Source organism: Paraburkholderia sp. BGA-UO-ETr-F12 (assembly GCF_059567945.1).
The window spans coordinates 59,294-76,424 of record NZ_JCAQOZ010000030.1 but is presented as its reverse complement, the minus strand read 5'-3'; the positions used below and the strand labels follow the sequence as shown (position 1 = coordinate 76,424).

The 17,131-nt window shown below is 62.9% G+C and carries 12 protein-coding genes and 2 tRNA genes; 8 read left to right on the top strand and 6 right to left on the bottom strand.

Features of this window, described 5'->3' with window-relative positions:
- The first annotated feature begins 289 nt into the window (after positions 1-289).
- From AC57B6_RS14410 to AC57B6_RS14395, 4 genes are all read left to right on the top strand, one after another.
- Entirely contained in the window at positions 290-562 is a 273-nt protein-coding gene (locus tag AC57B6_RS14410; RefSeq protein ID WP_007585907.1) for an HU family DNA-binding protein, read from the top strand.
- Between the two features lie 62 nt (positions 563-624).
- Positions 625-700, top strand: a tRNA-Val gene (locus AC57B6_RS14405).
- Positions 701-742: 42 nt separating this feature from the next.
- Positions 743-819, top strand: a tRNA-Asp gene (locus AC57B6_RS14400).
- Positions 820-889: 70 nt separating this feature from the next.
- Positions 890-2,845, top strand: a complete 1,956-nt coding sequence (locus AC57B6_RS14395) for a SurA N-terminal domain-containing protein (RefSeq protein WP_496421576.1) — start codon at positions 890-892, stop codon at positions 2,843-2,845.
- A 165-nt stretch (positions 2,846-3,010) separates the two neighbouring features.
- On the opposite strand, the gene AC57B6_RS14390 is transcribed toward AC57B6_RS14395, so the two are convergent.
- Positions 3,011-3,352 (bottom strand): hypothetical protein, encoded by a 342-nt coding sequence (locus AC57B6_RS14390; RefSeq protein WP_028196586.1) that lies wholly within the window; start codon positions 3,350-3,352, stop codon positions 3,011-3,013.
- Between the two features lie 119 nt (positions 3,353-3,471).
- A complete protein-coding gene (locus tag AC57B6_RS14385; RefSeq protein ID WP_496421575.1) occupies positions 3,472-4,176 on the bottom strand; it encodes an arylesterase in 705 nt (234 codons plus the stop codon).
- On the opposite strand from AC57B6_RS14385, the gene AC57B6_RS14380 reads away from it, so the two are divergent.
- Positions 4,175-4,861, top strand: a complete 687-nt coding sequence (locus AC57B6_RS14380; protein WP_028196584.1) for an ABC transporter ATP-binding protein — start codon at positions 4,175-4,177, stop codon at positions 4,859-4,861. The two genes, AC57B6_RS14385 and AC57B6_RS14380, sit on opposite strands and share 2 nt — an antisense overlap.
- 78 nt (positions 4,862-4,939) lie before the next feature.
- Here AC57B6_RS14380 and pgi read toward each other — a convergent pair whose 3' ends face one another.
- The 3 genes from pgi to AC57B6_RS14365 form a co-directional block, all read right to left on the bottom strand.
- Positions 4,940-6,562, bottom strand: coding sequence for a glucose-6-phosphate isomerase (gene pgi, locus AC57B6_RS14375; RefSeq protein ID WP_252889257.1), 1,623 nt, complete (start codon positions 6,560-6,562; stop codon positions 4,940-4,942).
- 293 nt (positions 6,563-6,855) lie between these two features.
- Positions 6,856-8,481, bottom strand: coding sequence for an NAD(P)H-hydrate dehydratase (locus tag AC57B6_RS14370; protein ID WP_496421574.1), 1,626 nt, complete (start codon positions 8,479-8,481; stop codon positions 6,856-6,858).
- Positions 8,482-8,602: 121 nt separating this feature from the next.
- Entirely contained in the window at positions 8,603-9,910 is a 1,308-nt protein-coding gene (locus AC57B6_RS14365; RefSeq protein ID WP_496421573.1) for an FAD-dependent oxidoreductase, read from the bottom strand.
- A 338-nt stretch (positions 9,911-10,248) separates the two neighbouring features.
- Between AC57B6_RS14365 and purL the strand changes: the two genes are divergently transcribed.
- The 3 genes from purL to AC57B6_RS14350 all read left to right on the top strand — a co-directional run bounded on the left by purL (position 10,249) and on the right by AC57B6_RS14350 (position 16,243).
- The gene (gene purL / locus AC57B6_RS14360; RefSeq protein WP_496421572.1) at positions 10,249-14,334 is read left to right on the top strand and encodes a phosphoribosylformylglycinamidine synthase; all 4,086 of its coding nucleotides are present in this window, start codon (positions 10,249-10,251) and stop codon (positions 14,332-14,334) included.
- Between the two features lie 339 nt (positions 14,335-14,673).
- Positions 14,674-14,961 (top strand): helix-turn-helix domain-containing protein, encoded by a 288-nt coding sequence (locus AC57B6_RS14355; RefSeq protein WP_028196579.1) that lies wholly within the window; start codon positions 14,674-14,676, stop codon positions 14,959-14,961.
- Positions 14,951-16,243 (top strand): HipA domain-containing protein, encoded by a 1,293-nt coding sequence (locus AC57B6_RS14350; RefSeq protein ID WP_496421571.1) that lies wholly within the window; start codon positions 14,951-14,953, stop codon positions 16,241-16,243. Before AC57B6_RS14355 ends, AC57B6_RS14350 begins: the two co-directional genes overlap by 11 nt.
- A 100-nt stretch (positions 16,244-16,343) precedes the next feature.
- Here AC57B6_RS14350 and AC57B6_RS14345 read toward each other — a convergent pair whose 3' ends face one another.
- Positions 16,344-17,123 carry a peptidylprolyl isomerase gene (locus tag AC57B6_RS14345; RefSeq protein WP_281665130.1) on the bottom strand — a complete coding sequence of 260 codons (780 nt, stop codon included), beginning with the start codon at positions 17,121-17,123 and terminating at the stop codon, positions 16,344-16,346.
- Between the last annotated feature and the right edge of the window lie 8 nt (positions 17,124-17,131).

The following is a 17,131-nucleotide window of genomic DNA, read 5'->3' as shown; positions in this document are numbered from 1 at the left end:
GCGGGTTTTTTTTGCCCACGAGAAATGAAAATACCGGCTGGGCATGTGCTCCGTCCCACCTTGTGAGCACCGAGCGTCTTTTGTCATTGATTGGTTGTGCGAGCATCGATTCGCGACAACAGCCGGTTATAAAAACCCATCGCAGATCCTCTTGAATCAGGCTCAACCCCGCTTGACACAAGGGTTTCGGCCAATTCTAATGAGTCGGCTCGGCATTAGCCGCCAGCCGCGTGATGCCAGGTGCTACAGAGCGCCGTCACGATTGCCATAAACATTCTCGGGGGTTGGAATGAACAAAACGGAATTGATCGATCACATTGCGCAGCAAGCCGACATTTCGAAGGCCGCGGCGGGCCGCGCACTGGATGCCGTGATCGGTGGGGTCAAAGGTACGTTGAAGAAGGGCGGTTCGGTGACGTTGGTCGGTTTTGGTACGTTCGCCGTGGGCAAACGTACCGCGCGTACGGGGCGTAATCCGCGCACTGGTGCCGCGATCAAGATCAAGGCGGCAAAGGTCCCTAAATTTAGGCCTGGCAAAGCTCTGAAGGATGCGCTAAACTAACGGGCTTGCTGCTTGAGGGATGCAAATCAGGCGGCAAATGCAGAAGCACTGAATCGTGAAACGGGTGCTTAGCTCAGTTGGTAGAGCGGCGCCCTTACAAGGCGTAGGTCGGGAGTTCGAGCCTCTCAGCACCCACCAGTTTCAGATTCGTTCAAGTGCTTCAGCGCAGTCGGAATATAAGGAGTGGTAGTTCAGTCGGTTAGAATACCGGCCTGTCACGCCGGGGGTCGCGGGTTCGAGTCCCGTCCACTCCGCCAGTATCCTCGAAAGGCGAACTCCGGTTCGCCTTTTTTATTGCCCGCTGTTGTAAGATCGGGCGTTCTGTTTTTGGCACTCCCTTTACGCATGCTCGATTTTTTCCGCAATCACAAACGCCTGATGATGTTCATGCTCATCCTCGTCATTGTGCCGGGGTTGGGTTTCGTGGGCATTCAAGGCTTCCGCGGCTTCTTTGACGAAAGTGCAAACGTCGCCAGCGTCAACGGTCATAAGATCACGCGCGCGGAGTATGACGACGCGATGCGTCAGCAACTCGACCGTGCCCGTCAGATGCTCGGCGCGCAGTTCGACATGAAGTCGTTCGATACGCCTGAACGCCGTCGCGAAATGCTCGACGGCCTGATCGAGCAACGCGTGCTGGCCGATGAAACGCAACGCCTCCATCTGACCGCCTCTGACGACGCCGTACGCCGCGTGTTGCTGAACGATCCGGTGATTTCGTCGCTGAAGAATCCTGACGGCTCGATCGACGTCGACCGCTACAAGCAGTTGCTTGCAATGCAGGGCATGACGCCCGATCAATACGACGAACGTGTGCGCTACAGTCTCGCCACGCAGCAACTGCCGGCCAGCATTCAAGGCAGCGCGTTCACGTCGAAGACCCTCGCGCAGCATTTGACCGAGCTCGCCGAACAGCAGCGCGAAGTGCAGGGCATCGCATTCCATCCGCGTGATTACGCCGCGAAGATCCAGCCGACGGATGCGCAACTGCAGGCGTACTACGACGCGCATCGCAACGACTTCGCCACGCCGGCCACGGCTACGATCCAGTACCTGGTGATGTCGCCGGCAACGCTGTCTGCCGCCGTGCAGCCGAGCGATGCTGATCTGAAAAAGTACTACGACGACAACATCGCGCATTACCGCACGGACGGTCAGGTGCGCGCGAGTCACATCCTGATCTCGGCGCCGAAAGATGCGAGCGCGGCTGACAAGGCCAAGGCGAAGCAGAAGGCCGAAGAGGTGCTCGCACAGGTCAAGGCGCATCCTGATCAGTTCGCGCAGATCGCGCAACAGGATTCGCAGGATCCGGGTTCGGCGTCGAAGGGCGGCGATCTGGGTTACTTCGGCCGCGGCATGATCGCCGGTGGCCAGGCATTCGACGACGCCGTGTTCGGTCTCAAGAAAGACGAAATCAGCGGCATTGTGCAGACCGACTTCGGCTATCACATCGTCAAGGTCACGGACGTGAAGCCGGCCGTCACCAAGCCGTTCGACGAAGTGAAAGATCAGATCGCACAAGACCTGAAGACGCAACTGGCAAGCAAGGCATTCAGCGACGACTCGGAAGGCTTCACATCGATCGTCTACGAGAAGGCGAAGAGCCTGCAGCCGGCCGCCGACAAGTACAAGCTGCAACTGCAAACGGCCACGGTAACGCCGCAGCCAAATCCGAAGCTGCCGCCTGACAGCCCGCTGAACAATCCGAAGTTCCTGGCTGCTGTCTTTGCAAACGATGCAGTGACCGCGCACAACAACACGCAAGCGATCGACGTCGGCGGTAACACGCTGATCGCAGCGCGTGTGACCGACTACAAGGCCGCAGCCGTGCCGGCGCTCGACGCCATCAAGCATGCAGTACGTCAAAAGGTGATTGCCGCTCAGTCGGACGAGGCCGCTCACAAGGATGGCATCGCGAAGCTGGCTGAGTTCGAGAAGTCGAAGTCCACGGCAGGTTTTTCGTCGCCGCTGAAGGTTTCGCGCAACGACGCGCAAGGCGTGCCGCCGGCCGCATTGAGTGCAATCTACAAGGCAGACGCGCAAAAATTACCTGCGTACGTCGGTGTGGACCTGGGTGACGACGGCTATGCGATCTATCGCGTGAACGCGGTTGTTGCGGGTGCGCCGATCGATCCGCAGCGTTTGGCTGCTGCGCAGCAACAGATTGCGCAAGTGGACGCTCAGTCTGAAGCCGAGGCATATGTCGAAGCGCTGCGCGCCCGTTCGAAGGTGAAGTTCTATGGCTCGCTCGACAGCAGCAATACCCAGGCGAACGGTGACTAAGGCTCGATTCCATCCGCTGCGCGCAAGCCGATAAAGCCGCGCCGCACAAAAAAGCCCCGCAATCTGCGGGGCTTTTTTAATTGATACATGCAAGCTCGTCAAACAGTTTGCTCGCGAACGAGCACGGCTTGAGCACGGCTTGCCATGCGCTCAGTCGTCTCCGGCTCAAAGGCAAGCGCTGATCGAGCTGGTCGCGTCGCTGCCCGCACCGCCATTGGCGCGGAACCCGACCCACGAACCCGATCCCTTGTACGAGGGCCGTACCACCGCAGCCGCGCCGTTAGGCGGTTGTTGGCCCGGCACATAAACGTCCACTGCCTGATCGTTCGCCAGCGTGTCTTGCGAGACCACCTGTTGTTGCGAGCCATCGGCCCACTTTTGCGCGATGCAGGTAGCGACGGCCTTCGGCGGTTGCTGGCTTTCGCCGACGGATTGAACGCCCGCAGGCGGTTGAGCGGCGCATGCAGAAATTGCCACGGTCAAAGCGATTAACGGTAAATATTTCACGTTATCTCCTCAGAAGTCGCTCAGGAATCGAGCCGGGTTACGCGGGATTACTAAAGTGTCAGAACGACTTTGCCGATCCGCGTTCCCCAATTACCGGAAACAAGTTGTTAGCGAGCTTTTCAGTGCGGCGAACTTGTGCGAAGGAGTGGCTTGACAGCCGGCCACACGTTGTTGAGCAGCATTGGCTGTGCCTGCTGCGTGGGATGGACCTGATCCGCCTGGAACATCTCCGGTTTGTCGGCGATGCCGGCGAGCAGGAAAGGCACTAGCGGCACGCGCAATTGTTTCGAGAGTTCGCCGTACAGGCCGTGGAACTTTTGCGTGTAGTCGGGGCCGTAATTGGGTGGCACATACATGCCGACCAGCACGACTTTCGCATGGCTTTGTTGAGCCTGCTCGATGATCGTGCGCAGATTGTCTTCGGTCGTGGCGAGCGGCACGCCGCGCAAGGCATCGTTGGCGCCAAGCTCGACGATCACGATGCTCGGCTTGAGCCGCTGCAGAAGCGCCGGCAAGCGGGCCCGGCCGCCGCTCGTGGTGTCGCCGCTGATGCTCGCGTTGGCAACGCTATAATCGATTCGCTCGTCGGTGAGACGCTGGCGCATCAGGGCAACCCAGCCAGTGTCGCGGGGCAAGCCGTATTCGGCGGAGATGCTGTCGCCGAGCACGACGATCACCGGCTTGGCCTGTTCCGGCGCGTTGGCCGCAAAGGCTGGCAAGGGCAGCGAAAACAGGGTTGCGGCCAGCACGGCCGAGCCGAATGCCGTAGTCAGCGCCGGCGCGCGAGGCGCTACGGCGCGCACTTTCAACCTACGCTTCACCATGCTAAACAAAACTGATCCAGTCATTGAAGTGCGGGGTTTGTGCAAGAAGGTTAAGGATGCAACGGGCGAACTGACGATTCTCGAGGACATCGATCTTGCTATCGAAGCCGGCAGCAGTGTGGCGATCGTCGGTGCATCCGGGTCGGGCAAGTCTACGCTGCTCGGCTTGCTCGCAGGGTTGGACAGCGCGAGTTCGGGCTCGGTTCGGCTGCTCGGTCGCGAACTGACCGAACTGAACGAAGACGAGCGCGCCGCGTTGCGCAGCGGCTCGGTCGGTTTCGTGTTCCAGTCGTTTCAATTGATGCCGCATTTGACAGCGCTCGAAAACGTCACCTTGCCGCTCGAACTGCAAGGCGGCATCGGCACGCGCGAAGCCGCGGCGCGTGCGCGCGGCTTGCTTGAGCAGGTGGGGCTCGCCAAACGCACGGGACACTATCCCAAGCTGCTGTCGGGCGGTGAACAGCAACGGGTCGCGCTGGCGCGTGCCTTCGTCACGCATCCGGCGATCCTGTTCGCGGACGAGCCGACCGGCAGTCTCGATGCGGCCACCGGCCACGCGGTGATCGATTTGATGTTCGAGATGAATCGCGCCAACGGCGCCACGCTGATTCTCGTCACGCACGACGTCGAACTCGCGCGCCGTTGCGATACGACGGTGACGATCGAGGCGGGGCGCCTCGCCTGATCATCCTGGGTGTCGATGAATGAAAAGCGGGCCGCAAAGGCCCGCTTTTCATCTCAACGCTCTGAACGCGTCAAGCTTTCAGCGCTTCAACGCCGCACGTGCCCGTGCGATCAATGCCGAGGTCGACGAATCATGCTTTTTCTCGTCGACGCTCGCCGAGGTCAGATCCGCCTCGACCACCTTGCCGAGGATCTTGCCCAACTCGACGCCCCATTGATCGAACGGATTGATGTCCCATACCGACGCCTGCACCAGCACCTTATGCTCGTACAGCGCAATCAATGCGCCGAGCGAACGCGCGGTGAGCGCGTCGACGAGCAGCGTCGTGGTCGGACGGTTGCCCGGAAATACCAGGTGCGGCGCCAGCTCAGGCTTGTCGGCACCGGCCACCTTCTTCGCTTCTTCAAGCGTGCGGCCGAGCATCAGAGCTTCGCTTTGCGCGAAGCAGTTCGCCAGCAACTTAGGGTGATGGCTGACGAGCGGATGCTCCGGCGTCAATACGGCGATGAAGTCGATCGGCACGATCGTCGGGCCCTGGTGCAGCATCTGGAAGAACGCATGCTGGCCGTTCGTGCCCGGTTCGCCCCAGGTCACGGCGGCAGTCGGATAGTCGACCATCGCGCCATCGAGGCGCGCCGACTTGCCGTTGCTTTCCATCTCGAGTTGTTGCAGGTACGAGGGCAGGAAATGCAGCGCTTCCGAATACGGCGCGACCAGATAGCTTTGCGAGCCGAAGAAGTTGCGATACCAGATGCCGATCATGCCGAGCAGCACGGGCAGGTTCTTTTCGAGCGGCGCGTCGCGGAAATGCTGGTCCATCTCGTTGGCGCCGGCCAGCAGTTCGTCGAACTGTTGCGGGCCGATCGCGATCATGATCGAAAGACCCACCGCCGACCACAGCGAGTAACGCCCGCCGACCCAGTCCCACATCTCGAACACATTCTCTTTCGCGATGCCGAACTTGACCACCTCGGCCGGGTTCGCCGACACGCCGACGAAGTGCTTCGCCAGCGCGCTTTCCGGGCAGCCTTTCTCGATGAACCAGTCGCGCAGCGAGCGCGCGTTGGTCATCGTTTCGAGCGTGGTGAAGGTCTTGGAGACGATGATTGCGAGCGTTTCTTCCGGGTCGATCATCTGCATCACGTTGTACAGGTCCGCACCGTCCACATTCGACACGAAGTGCGTGGTGATCTCCGGCGTGGCCAGATGATGCAGCGCGTGCACGACCATCTTCGGCCCAAGATCCGAGCCGCCGATGCCGATATTCACGACGTAGCGAATCCGCTTGCCCGTATAGCCGGTCCACTCGCCGCTGCGCACCTGGTCGGCGAACGCGGCCATCTTCGCGCGTTCGGCCTGGATTTCAGCATGGAACGGCGCTTTCGGATCGTTGGCGCGCAGCGCGGTATGCAAGGCGGCGCGGCCTTCGGTCGGGTTGACGATTTCGCCCGCGAACATCGCGTCGCGGCGTTTCTCGACGCCGGCTTCGCGCGCGAGTTGTACCAGCAGTTTCAGGGTTTCGTCGGTGATGCGGTTCTTCGAGAAGTCGGCCGCGAGACCGCCGCCCGCGAACGCGAAGCGTTCAGCACGGGTAGGGGCGGGATCGTTCGCGGGGGCGAACCAGTCGCGCATATGCGCATCGCGAATCTTTTCGTAATGCGTTTGCAGCGAGGACCAGGAGGGGAGCGAGTTCTGCGTCATAGCGTCCGTCTAACGAAGGGGCACGAAGAATGGCGCGCGCGTGAAGCGCTGCCGAGGATGAAGCAACGATGCTGTTAGAGCGATGCCGCGCGGCCGGGTTCGCGATGCGCTGCCGTGAAGCTTCGCGAGCCTGCCTCGTAATCGAGTCGGCCACCGAAGTCTCGCTGCAGCACGCGATGACCCGACGCGCGGCGCAGTTAGTCAGTATAGCGGCGTTGCGTGACAGGTGACAGCGGGGTGGCAGCGGTTCGGCTGTGTTGAGTCGCTCGACGCAAACTGTGGGACGGGTTGGTTTATTCAGCGGCCGCCGGATAGAACATCCGGTTTAGCAACATCCGCACCATCGGGGCGAGTTCGCCTGCCGTCAAACCCGCTGGGCCGTGGCCTTGTGCGCTCAATGTGTCGGCGGCGAGGCCGTGCAGATAGACGCCCGCCAGCGCAGCTTCGTAGCGCGGCAGATGCTGGGCGAGCAGCGCGCCGATGATGCCACCGAGCACGTCGCCGGTGCCGCCTGTCGCCAGTGCGGCATTGCCGGTCGGATTGATCGCGACGCGGCCGTCCGGCGCGGCGATCACGGTGCCCGTGCCTTTCAACACGATCACGGCGGCGAAGCGCGCGGCCAGTGCCCGCGCGGCGGCGAGGCGGTCGCGTTGCACGCCCGGCGCGTCGGTGCCGAGCAGGCGCGCGGCTTCGAGTGGATGCGGCGTCAGTACGCACGGGTCGCCTTGTACGCCACGCGCGGTGACTTCGGCGGCGAGCGACGGGTCGGTGGAAATCAGATTGAGTGCGTCGGCGTCGAACAGTTTAGGCACGTCGAGCGGCAGCACGTCGTGCATGACATGTGTGGCCCGATCGCGCTGACCCATGCCGCAGCCGACGGCGAGCGCATCCATCTTGTCGAGCGGCAGCGTGTCGATTGCATGCAACATCAGTTCGGGATGCGGCGGATCGTAAGGCGGGGCGCCGTCGCCCAGCAACGCAACGTGCACTTTGCCCGCGCCGGTATAAAGCGCCGCGCGCGCGGCGAGGATCGGTGCGCCGCACATGCCGGTGTCACCGCCGACCACGGCGAGACTGCCGAACGTACCCTTGTTGGTGGCGAAGTCGCGTGCCGGCAGGAAGGCGGCGAACAGCTCGGGCGCGTTGAGTTGCACGGCCGTGCGAGCGCTACTGTCGACGCCGATCGGCGCCACCGTCACCCGGCCGGCGAGATCGCGGCCCTGCGCGGTGAAAAGACCGGGTTTCGCGCCGATAAAGGTGATCGTGTGGGTGGCATGCACCGCGCAAGCATCGCTCGAGCTTGCGCTGCCGCCCTTGTCCTGATCCCGCTGCCCGCCGATCACCATGCCGGTATCGGTATCGAGACCGCTGGGTGTGTCGAGCGCAAGGACGCCGCCTCTTGCCCGCTTTGCCTTGGTGCGTTGCGACAGTTGACGGGCGATGCCCGCAAAGATGCCTTCCAGAGGGCGGGTCAGGCCGATCCCGAACATGCCGTCCACCAGCCACGTATAGCTTTCCAGCGAGGCCGGCGGCGCCGCGGTCATGGCGACGCCCGCCACGCGGGCCATGTCGAGCGCCCAGCGGGCGTCGGCTGGTTTGACTTCAAGCGGCATGCACAGGTCGACGGCGATGCCGGCCTGGTGAAGCTCCGCGGCCATCACCAGGGCGTCGCCGCCGTTGTTGCCCGGGCCGGCCACGATCCATACCTTATGCTTCGATTTTTCGATCGACGTATCGCGGCTGATCTGTTCCTGCAAGTAGCTTGCGGCGGCTTTGCCGGCGCGCGACATCAGCGTGTGCTCAGGCAGCGTCGCCGCGGCCTGGTTTTCAAGGATTCGCAGATCGGTCAGCGTGAGCAGCGGCAAGGCCCGGTCGCGCGGGCTGATCAAGGTCGGGGGCGTGGATTCGGGCGCGGTCATGGCGAGGCTTGGGGTTCACCTTGGACAAGGCGACGAAGCTTGAGGAGCCACTATGGTAGTGCCGATAGGCGTCGGGCGCGCATCGTATTGGCAAGGACCCGCTGCTGAGCGGGTCCGCCTTTTACTGGAAACGGTCCGCGCGCAGCGCCGCCAGGGTGTCGGCGGGGACCTCGGGGGTATTGCCCGAGATCAGGTCGGCGACCAGTTTGCCCGCTCCGCATGCCAGGCCCCAACCGGCAGGCCCATGGCCGGCATTCACGAACAGGCGCGGATGAAGCGCGTTGCCGATCACCGGCAAGCCGTCCGGCGACAGCAGTTTTACGCCTTCCCACGGCAGGGCGGCGGAGATTCGCGCAGCGCCCGGGATCCAGTCGTGCGTCGCCTGGCCCAGCAACGCCAGCGCTTCTTTCGTGAGCGCCTCGCCCAGCGGCTTGTCGATCTGCGCGGCGCTTTGCAAAACCGCGCCGCCCGCAACCCGCAGGCGATGATTCATGCGGCTGACCGTAATCCGCTTGACCGCGTCCACAATCGCCACATGCGGCGCGCATTCCTCATGCGCGATGGGCGCCACCAGGTTATGCAGGCGCAACGGATGCAGCGGCAGCCGCAACCCCAGGCGCTCGAGCAGCGGCAGACTGCCGTAACCGGCGGCGACGACGATTGCGTCGGCGTTGATCAGGTCGACTTCGCGTGAACGTGCGGCGGCAGAACCGGCGCCGGGCCGTGGCGCCAGCTCCACCGCGGCGCGCTGGCCTTCGAGGCGGATCGCCGAGACCTCGCAGCCCAGCATGAATTGCACGCCGCCTTGCGTATCGAGCGTTTGCTTGATCAGTTTGGCGAAAAGCGGGCAGTTGGCCGTGCGCTCGTGGTCGAACAGCACCCCGCCGGCGAATTCCGGCTCGGTCCGTACCGAATGCTCGAACGCGGCGCATTCGGCCGGCGTCAGCACGTGGTGCGGGACTTCGTATTGGCGCAGCAGATCGAGCGCCGTCTGGGTCTGCTGCCATTCCTGCTCGGAACGCACCAGATAGAGGAGGCCGCTGGCCTGTTCGAATTCCAGCCCGAAGCGCGCTTCGATATCGGCCATGGCCTCGCGCGAGGCCTCGATCAGCGGACGCAGGCGCGCGTACTGACGGCTGAACGCCTCGGGCTCCTGCAAGGCGGCCAGTTGCTTGACGAACTGACGTGCCGGCCCGTTAAAGCCGGCCTTACTGATCACGCCGTTTTTGGCGCCCTGGCGGTTCGCCATGAAAGTCGGGCCGAACCAGACGTCGAGCGGGGTCGGCAGCACGGTGCCGCCGTGCCCATAGGTCGCGCCTTGCGCGACCGTGGCGTGGCGCTCGACGACGCATACCCGGTGGCCGGCCGCGCGCAGTTGATAAGCGGTGGCGACGCCCACAATCCCGCCGCCAATGACGATGACATCCATATCTGATTCGATTTGCCGGCGGGACGCCGAAACGCCGCGTTCCCGTTAAGCGTGGCATGCGGCGCGCTGCCCGGCATTGCTCAGGCCGCTCGCGCCGATCTGGTGAAACGCCGAATGATAGCAGTCAAACGGATGGCTCTGCCACGCGAGCGCTACGCCGAAGCGCCGCCACGGCCGGCCCGATCCACCACGCAAACCCCACCAAAACCCTGGTGCGAAGCCCGTCGGAAGCCCGTTCCCGGGGTATAATCTCGGACTTCCTTTCCGCCTCACGTCGCCTGCACGCGCGACTCATCGGCATCACTCATCGGCATCATTAGCGACGCAACGTCAAGTCCATGGCCCACTTCTCGTGTTTCCCCGGCGCTTCGGCCCTTTCCGATTTCCGTCAAACCCGCCTGCTCGACACGCTCACGCGCATCGACGCCAACATCACCGGCGTGCGCGGGCAGTATCTGCACTTCGTCAACGCGCAAACCCCGCTGTCCGCGGAAGACAACGCGAAGATCGAAGCGCTGATGCACTACGGCGATCCGCTCGAAGAAACCAAAGAGCGCGGCACGGCTGAAACTTTCCTCGTGGTGCCGCGTTTCGGCACCGTGTCGCCGTGGGCCAGCAAGGCAACCGATATTGCCCACCTGTGCGGCCTGACGCAGGTGCGCCGCATCGAACGCGGGGTCGAATACACGGTCACGCTGAAAAGCGGTCTGTTGGGCGGCAAGAAAGCGCTCTCAGATGAGGCCCGTGCGGCCGTCGCCGCGGCGTTGCACGACCGCATGACCGAAAGCGTGGCGCCCTCGCGCGATCATGCGTTGCATCTGTTCGACGAGCTGCCGGCCAAGCCGCTGCAAACCGTCGACGTGCTGAGCAACGGCCGTGGCGCGCTGGAAGCGGCGAACACCGAACTGGGCCTCGCTCTCGCCGACGACGAAATCGACTACCTGGTCGACGCCTTCACGAAACTCGGCCGCAATCCGACCGACGTCGAACTGATGATGTTCGCGCAGGCCAACAGCGAGCACTGCCGTCACAAGATTTTCAACGCTGAATGGACGATCGACGGCGAGAAGCAGGACATCTCGCTGTTCAACATGATCCGCAACACGGAGAAGCTGAACCCGCAGGGCACGATCGTCGCGTATTCGGATAACTCGGCGATCATGGCGGGCGGCATGGCCGAGCGCTGGTTCCCGCGCACGCCGGCTGAGCTCGGCGCGAACGAATTGTCCGAGCACTATCGCCGCGGCGTTGAACTGACGCACACCTTGATGAAGGTGGAAACGCACAATCACCCCACCGCGATCTCGCCGTTCCCGGGCGCCTCGACCGGCGCGGGCGGCGAAATCCGCGACGAAGGCGCGACCGGCCGCGGTGCGCGTCCGAAGGCGGGTCTGGCGGGCTTTACGGTGTCGAATCTGGAATTGCCGGACGGCGTGGAAGCCTGGGAAAACGCGCGCGACGCCGCCCAGCCGCTGGCGCACCGGAACCCGGACGACAAGTTCGAAGCGTACGGCCGTCCTGACCGTATCGCGTCGCCGCTGCAAATCATGATCGACGGTCCGCTCGGCGGCGCCGCGTTCAATAACGAATTCGGCCGTCCGAATCTGGGCGGCTATTTCCGCGCTTATGAGCAGAACGTCGCGGGTCTGGTGCGCGGTTATCACAAGCCGATCATGATCGCCGGCGGCATCGGCAATATCTCCGATCAACACACGCACAAGCACGATCTGCCGGAAGGCTCGCTGCTGATCCAGATCGGCGGTCCGGGTATGCGCATCGGCATGGGCGGCGGCGCCGCCAGTTCGATGGCGACCGGCACCAACACGGCCGAACTCGATTTCGACTCGGTCCAGCGCGGCAATCCGGAAATCGAGCGCCGCGCGCAGGAAGTGATTAACGCGTGCTGGCAACTCGGTGAGAAGAATCCGATTCTGAGCATTCACGACGTGGGCGCGGGCGGGTTGTCGAACGCGTTCCCGGAAGTGGTGGATGGTGCGGGCAAGGGCGCGATCTTCGACCTGCGCAAGATCCAGCTGGAAGAGAGCGGTTTGTCGCCGCGCGAAATCTGGTCGAACGAGGCGCAGGAGCGTTACGTTCTGGCGATTGCGCCGGCCGATCTGCCGGCCTTCAAAGCCATGTGCGAGCGCGAGCGTTGCCCGTTCGCGGTGGTCGGCACGGCCACGGCCGAGCGTCAGTTGAAGGTGATCGATTCGCAAGCGGATGGCGACGCTGTACACCAGCCGGTCGACATGCCGATGGAAGTGCTGCTCGGCAAGGCGCCGCGCATGCATCGCGACGTGAAGCGCGTCGAACAGAAGTTTGAACCGGTGGATGTCACCGGCATCGCGTTGCCGGAGGTCGCGGTGAGCGTGCTGCGGCACCCCACGGTTGCCAGCAAGTCGTTCCTGATCACGATCGGCGACCGCTCGGTGGGCGGTACGACCGCGCGTGACCAGATGGTCGGCCCGTGGCAAGTGCCGGTGGCCGACGTCGCCATCACGACCATGGATTACGCGGGTTTCCGCGGCGAAGCGATGACCATGGCCGAGCGCACGCCGCTCGCCGTGATCAACGCGCCGGCCTCGGGCCGCATGGCGGTCGGCGAGGCGGTGACCAATATCGCGGCGGCGCCGATCGCGTCGCTCGACAAGCTCAAGCTGTCGGCGAACTGGATGGCCGCCTGCGGCGCAGCGGGCGAAGACGCCGCGCTGTACGACACGGTCAAGGCGATTGGCATGGAGCTGTGCCCGGCGCTCGGCATCAGCATTCCGGTCGGCAAGGATTCGCTGTCCATGCGCACCAAGTGGGAAGACCGTGGCGTGGCGAAGGAAGTCGTCGCGCCGGTCTCGCTGATCATCTCGGCGTTCGCCCCGGTCGAAGACGTGCGCCGCCACCTCACGCCGCAACTGCGCCGCGCGAATGAGGTGGGCGATTCTGTGCTGATCGCGATCGACCTTGGCCGCGCCAAGCATCGTCTGGGCGGCAGTATCCTCGCGCAAGTTACGCAGCAGGTCGGCGATACGGTGCCGGATGTCGACGATCCGGAAGATCTCAAGCGTTTCTTCACTGCGATCCAGTCGCTCAATAGCGACGGCAAGCTGCTTGCGTACCACGACCGCTCGGATGGCGGCCTGTGGGCGACGGTGTGCGAAATGGCGTTTGCGGGTCACGTCGGCGTGTCGCTGAACGTCGACATGCTGGTGCTCGATCCGAACCACGAATCCGATTACGGCGACGCGAAAGACTGGGCGAAGCAGACCAGCGGCCGTCGTGAAGACCGCACGATCCGCGCGCTCTTCAACGAAGAACTCGGCGCGGTGATTCAGGTGCGCGCGGCAGACCGCGACGCGGTGCTGGGCGCGTTGCGTGAACACGGTCTGTCGGCATGCTCGCACGTGATCGGCAAGACCAATGAACGCGACACGATCGAAATCTATCGCGACGCCAAGAAGATCTACGAAGCACCGCGTACCGAATTGCATCGCGCGTGGAGCGAAGTGAGCTGGCGTATTTCACGTCTGCGCGACAACCCGGCCTGTGCAGATGCCGAATACGATGCGCTTTCCGACGCCGCTGATCCGGGCATCTCGCCGGTTCTCACGTTCGATCCGTCACAAGACGTTGCTGCGCCGTTCATTGGCAAGAGCGCCCGTCCGCGTGTCGCGATCCTGCGTGAGCAGGGCGTGAACTCGCACCTCGAAACGGCCTATGCATTCGATCGCGCCGGTTTCGACGCGCACGACGTGCACATGAGTGACCTGCTGGCCGGCCGCGCCAATCTGGCGGATTTCGCCGGCGCGGTGGCGTGCGGTGGTTTCTCGTACGGCGACACGCTGGGTGCCGGTGAAGGCTGGGCGAAGGCGATTCGCTTCAACTCGCAACTGGCCGATATGTTTGCCGCGTTCTTTGGCCGCGAAGACACGTTTGCGCTGGGCATCTGCAACGGCTGCCAGATGATGAGCAGCCTCGCGTCGATGATTCCGGGCGCCGAAGCATGGCCGAAGTTCACGCGCAACAAGTCGGAGAAATTCGAAGCGCGCTTCTCGCTGGTCGAAGTGCAGGCTTCGCCGTCGATCTTCTTTGCCGGCATGGAAGGCTCGCGCATTCCAGTGGCGATCGCGCACGGCGAGGGTTACGCGGACTTTTCGCAGCAAGGCGATGCGTCGAAGGTCGACGTGTCGATGCGCTTCGTCGATCACCGTGGTCAGGCAACGGAGCAGTATCCGTTCAACCCGAACGGTTCGCCGGACGGCATCACCTCGGTCACAACGCCGGATGGCCGCTTCACCGTGCTGATGCCGCACACCGAGCGCGTGCATCGTGCGGTGCAGATGAGCTGGCATCCGGAAGGCTGGGGCGAGGGCGATTCCGACGCGAGCCCGTGGCTGCGCGTGTTCCAGAACGCCCGCCGCTGGCTGGGCTAATAGCGTTGTAATGCAGATCGCCGCGTTATCCGGGCGTGGCGGTCTGCCGGTACGACGGCTGTCGTCAGCCGACAGCGGGCGGCTTCTGTGCTGGACCGCCGCGGTGCTGCCATTAGATTGGCGACGTTCAGTTCGTGTTCTTCTCGTGTTCTTCGTATCCGATCAGGCACGAGTGAACGTGATACTTGCAGGGTTGGTGTCGCTCGTATCCGCTCGGGTACGAAATGGCTATAGCACTTTTCAATTCGAGGATTCGTACCCGGTCGGGTACGAACTTGGGCTCCTGGATCTATCTCTGGCATAATGTTCCCGAGCGGGTACGAACGGGTGGGGTAGAGAATGCGTCAGTCTGAGGTTTACATCAGCGGCATGACGGAGTTGGGCGATCTTGTGCGGGCATCGAGGCTCGCACAAGGGTTGACGCGCGACGACGTCGCCATCGCCACCGGCCTGTCTCCAAAATTCATTACGCACATCGAGGCGGGTAAGCCGACCGCCCAGATTGGCAAGGTGCTCCACCTTCTTGGCGAACTGGGCATCACGCTGCGCGCGCAGGTTTCCGTCGATATTCCTCCGGCCCTGGCCGCCAAGGCCCCCAAGCGCAGACGAGCAGTTCATGGCAGCTAGAACGCTCGTCGCCTACGCGAATGGCCGGCGCGTTGGCGTCGTGAGGGATGACAGCGGCATCTGGTCATTTACCTACGATGAGGACTGGCTGGGCCGCGAAGACGCATTCGCGCTTTCACCTGCTTTTCCTCTACACGCCGGGCCTTTCGTCGACGGGTCGAGCCAGAGGCCGGTGCAATGGTTCTTCGACAATCTTTTGCCCGAAGAGGAGATGCGCACGGCGCTTGCTCGTGAAGCCAAAGTCAATGCGAGCGATGCGTGGGGTCTGCTTGCCTACTACGGACGGGAGTCGGCAGGAGCCTTGACGCTGCTCGCCGAGGGCGAGCGCGAGGCATCCGCCGGTTTGCAGCCCTTGTCATATGCGGAACTGGAGGCTCGCATTCAGGCCATGCCGCAGCGTGCGCTCAGCACCACCGCACCCAAACGCATGTCCGCGGCGGGCGCCCAACAAAAGCTGCTGCTGTCCTTGCGAGGTGACGCACCGAATTACGAGCTTTCCGAGCCCGTGGGCAATGAGCCGTCGATGCATCTGCTCAAACCTGACATGCGAAGCACAGGCTATCCTCATTCGGCGATCAACGAATTTTTCTGCATGCGCCTTGCGCAAGCGATGGGCGTGCGCGTGCCGTCTACGCATTTCATGCGCGTGCCCTCGGCCTGCTATGTTATCGACCGCTTCGATCGTGATATGAGCGCAGAGCCGGTTCGACGCCTGCATACGGTCGACGCAATGCAACTGTTGAACTACGACCGTCATTTCAAATATCGGAACGCGACGGCGCAGATACTCAGGGATGCTATCGAAATAACCGGCACACGGGCAAAGGCACGTCTAGATGTGTTCCGCTGGGCGGTCTTCAACGTGTTAATCGGCAACGCGGATTCTCACCTCAAAAACCTCTCGTTTTTCGTGAGTGCGCGAGGCTACATGCTGGCGCCGTTTTACGATCTGGTCAGCACGGTCGTCTACCATACGCCGACCTACCAGCCGAATCAGCGGGACCGTTGGCCCCACTGCGATCTGACCATGCCGGTTGGAGAGGCCACCCAGTTTGCGGACATTTCCAGAAAGAACATGCTGATATTCGGCGAACAGCTTGGCCTCCAACCAAAAGGTGCGGAAAAATTGCTCGATGAGATGCTCGCCACTGTCGACGCCAGGGTGGCGGACACCCGGCGCGCGGTCGACGAGATCGCGCAGCCCAATGCCGGCGAAGTCCGGCTGCTCGACTCGATTGCTGCCATGCCGCTCGCGGAGATGAGCAGAGCTTTGCGCAACTGATATCGGTGCCCTCGAGGGGCCGGCAATCCCACATGAAATCCGCAGAAACAAAAAACCGCCCGAGGGCGGTTTTTTTGCTCTGAAGCAGCAAGCCAGAAGCTTACTGGATCTTCGCGTTCTTACGCAGACCTTCTTCGAACGCCTGCAGCTTTTCCTGCTGAATCTGCTGCACGATCTGCGGACGCACCTGTTCGAGCGGCGGCGGCGTGACGTCGCGAATGTCGTCGACACGGATGATGTGCCAGCCGAATTGCGTATGCACCGGCGCGTCGGTCATCTGGCCCTTCTGCAGATGCGTGGCCGCGTCCGCGAATTCAGGCACGTAGGCCTTCGGGTCCGACCAGTCCAGGTCGCCGCCATTCTTGCCCGATCCCGGGTCCTTCGAGTATTGCTTGGCGAGGTCTTCGAAGCTCGCGCCGCCCTTGATCTTCGCGATCAGATCCTTGGCTTGCTGTTCGTTGTCCACGAGGATGTGGTGCAGATGGTATTCCTTGCCGCCCGCGTCCTTGACCAGCGCGTTGTAGCGCGCGGTGACTTCGGCGTCGGTCGGCGTGTTGTTCTTCACGAAGTCTTCGATCAACGCGCGCAGCACGACGGTTTGCTGTGCAACGGCGATTTGCGCCTTGACGTCCGGCCGATTCGGCAGGCCGCGGCGCAGCGCTTCCTGCATCAGGATTTCGCGGTTCACCAACTCTTCACGCACGGCCATTTGCAGCTGCGGCGAGTCTTGCTTGCCTTGTTGTACCAGTTGATTGATCAACGCGTCGGCGCGCGATTTCGGAATCGGGGTGCCGTTTACGACGGCGATGTTCTGTGCGAATGCAGGTGCGGCCGCAAAGGCAGCCAGCAATACCCAAAGGCGGGTTTTCTTCAAGGTCATCGAAAGGT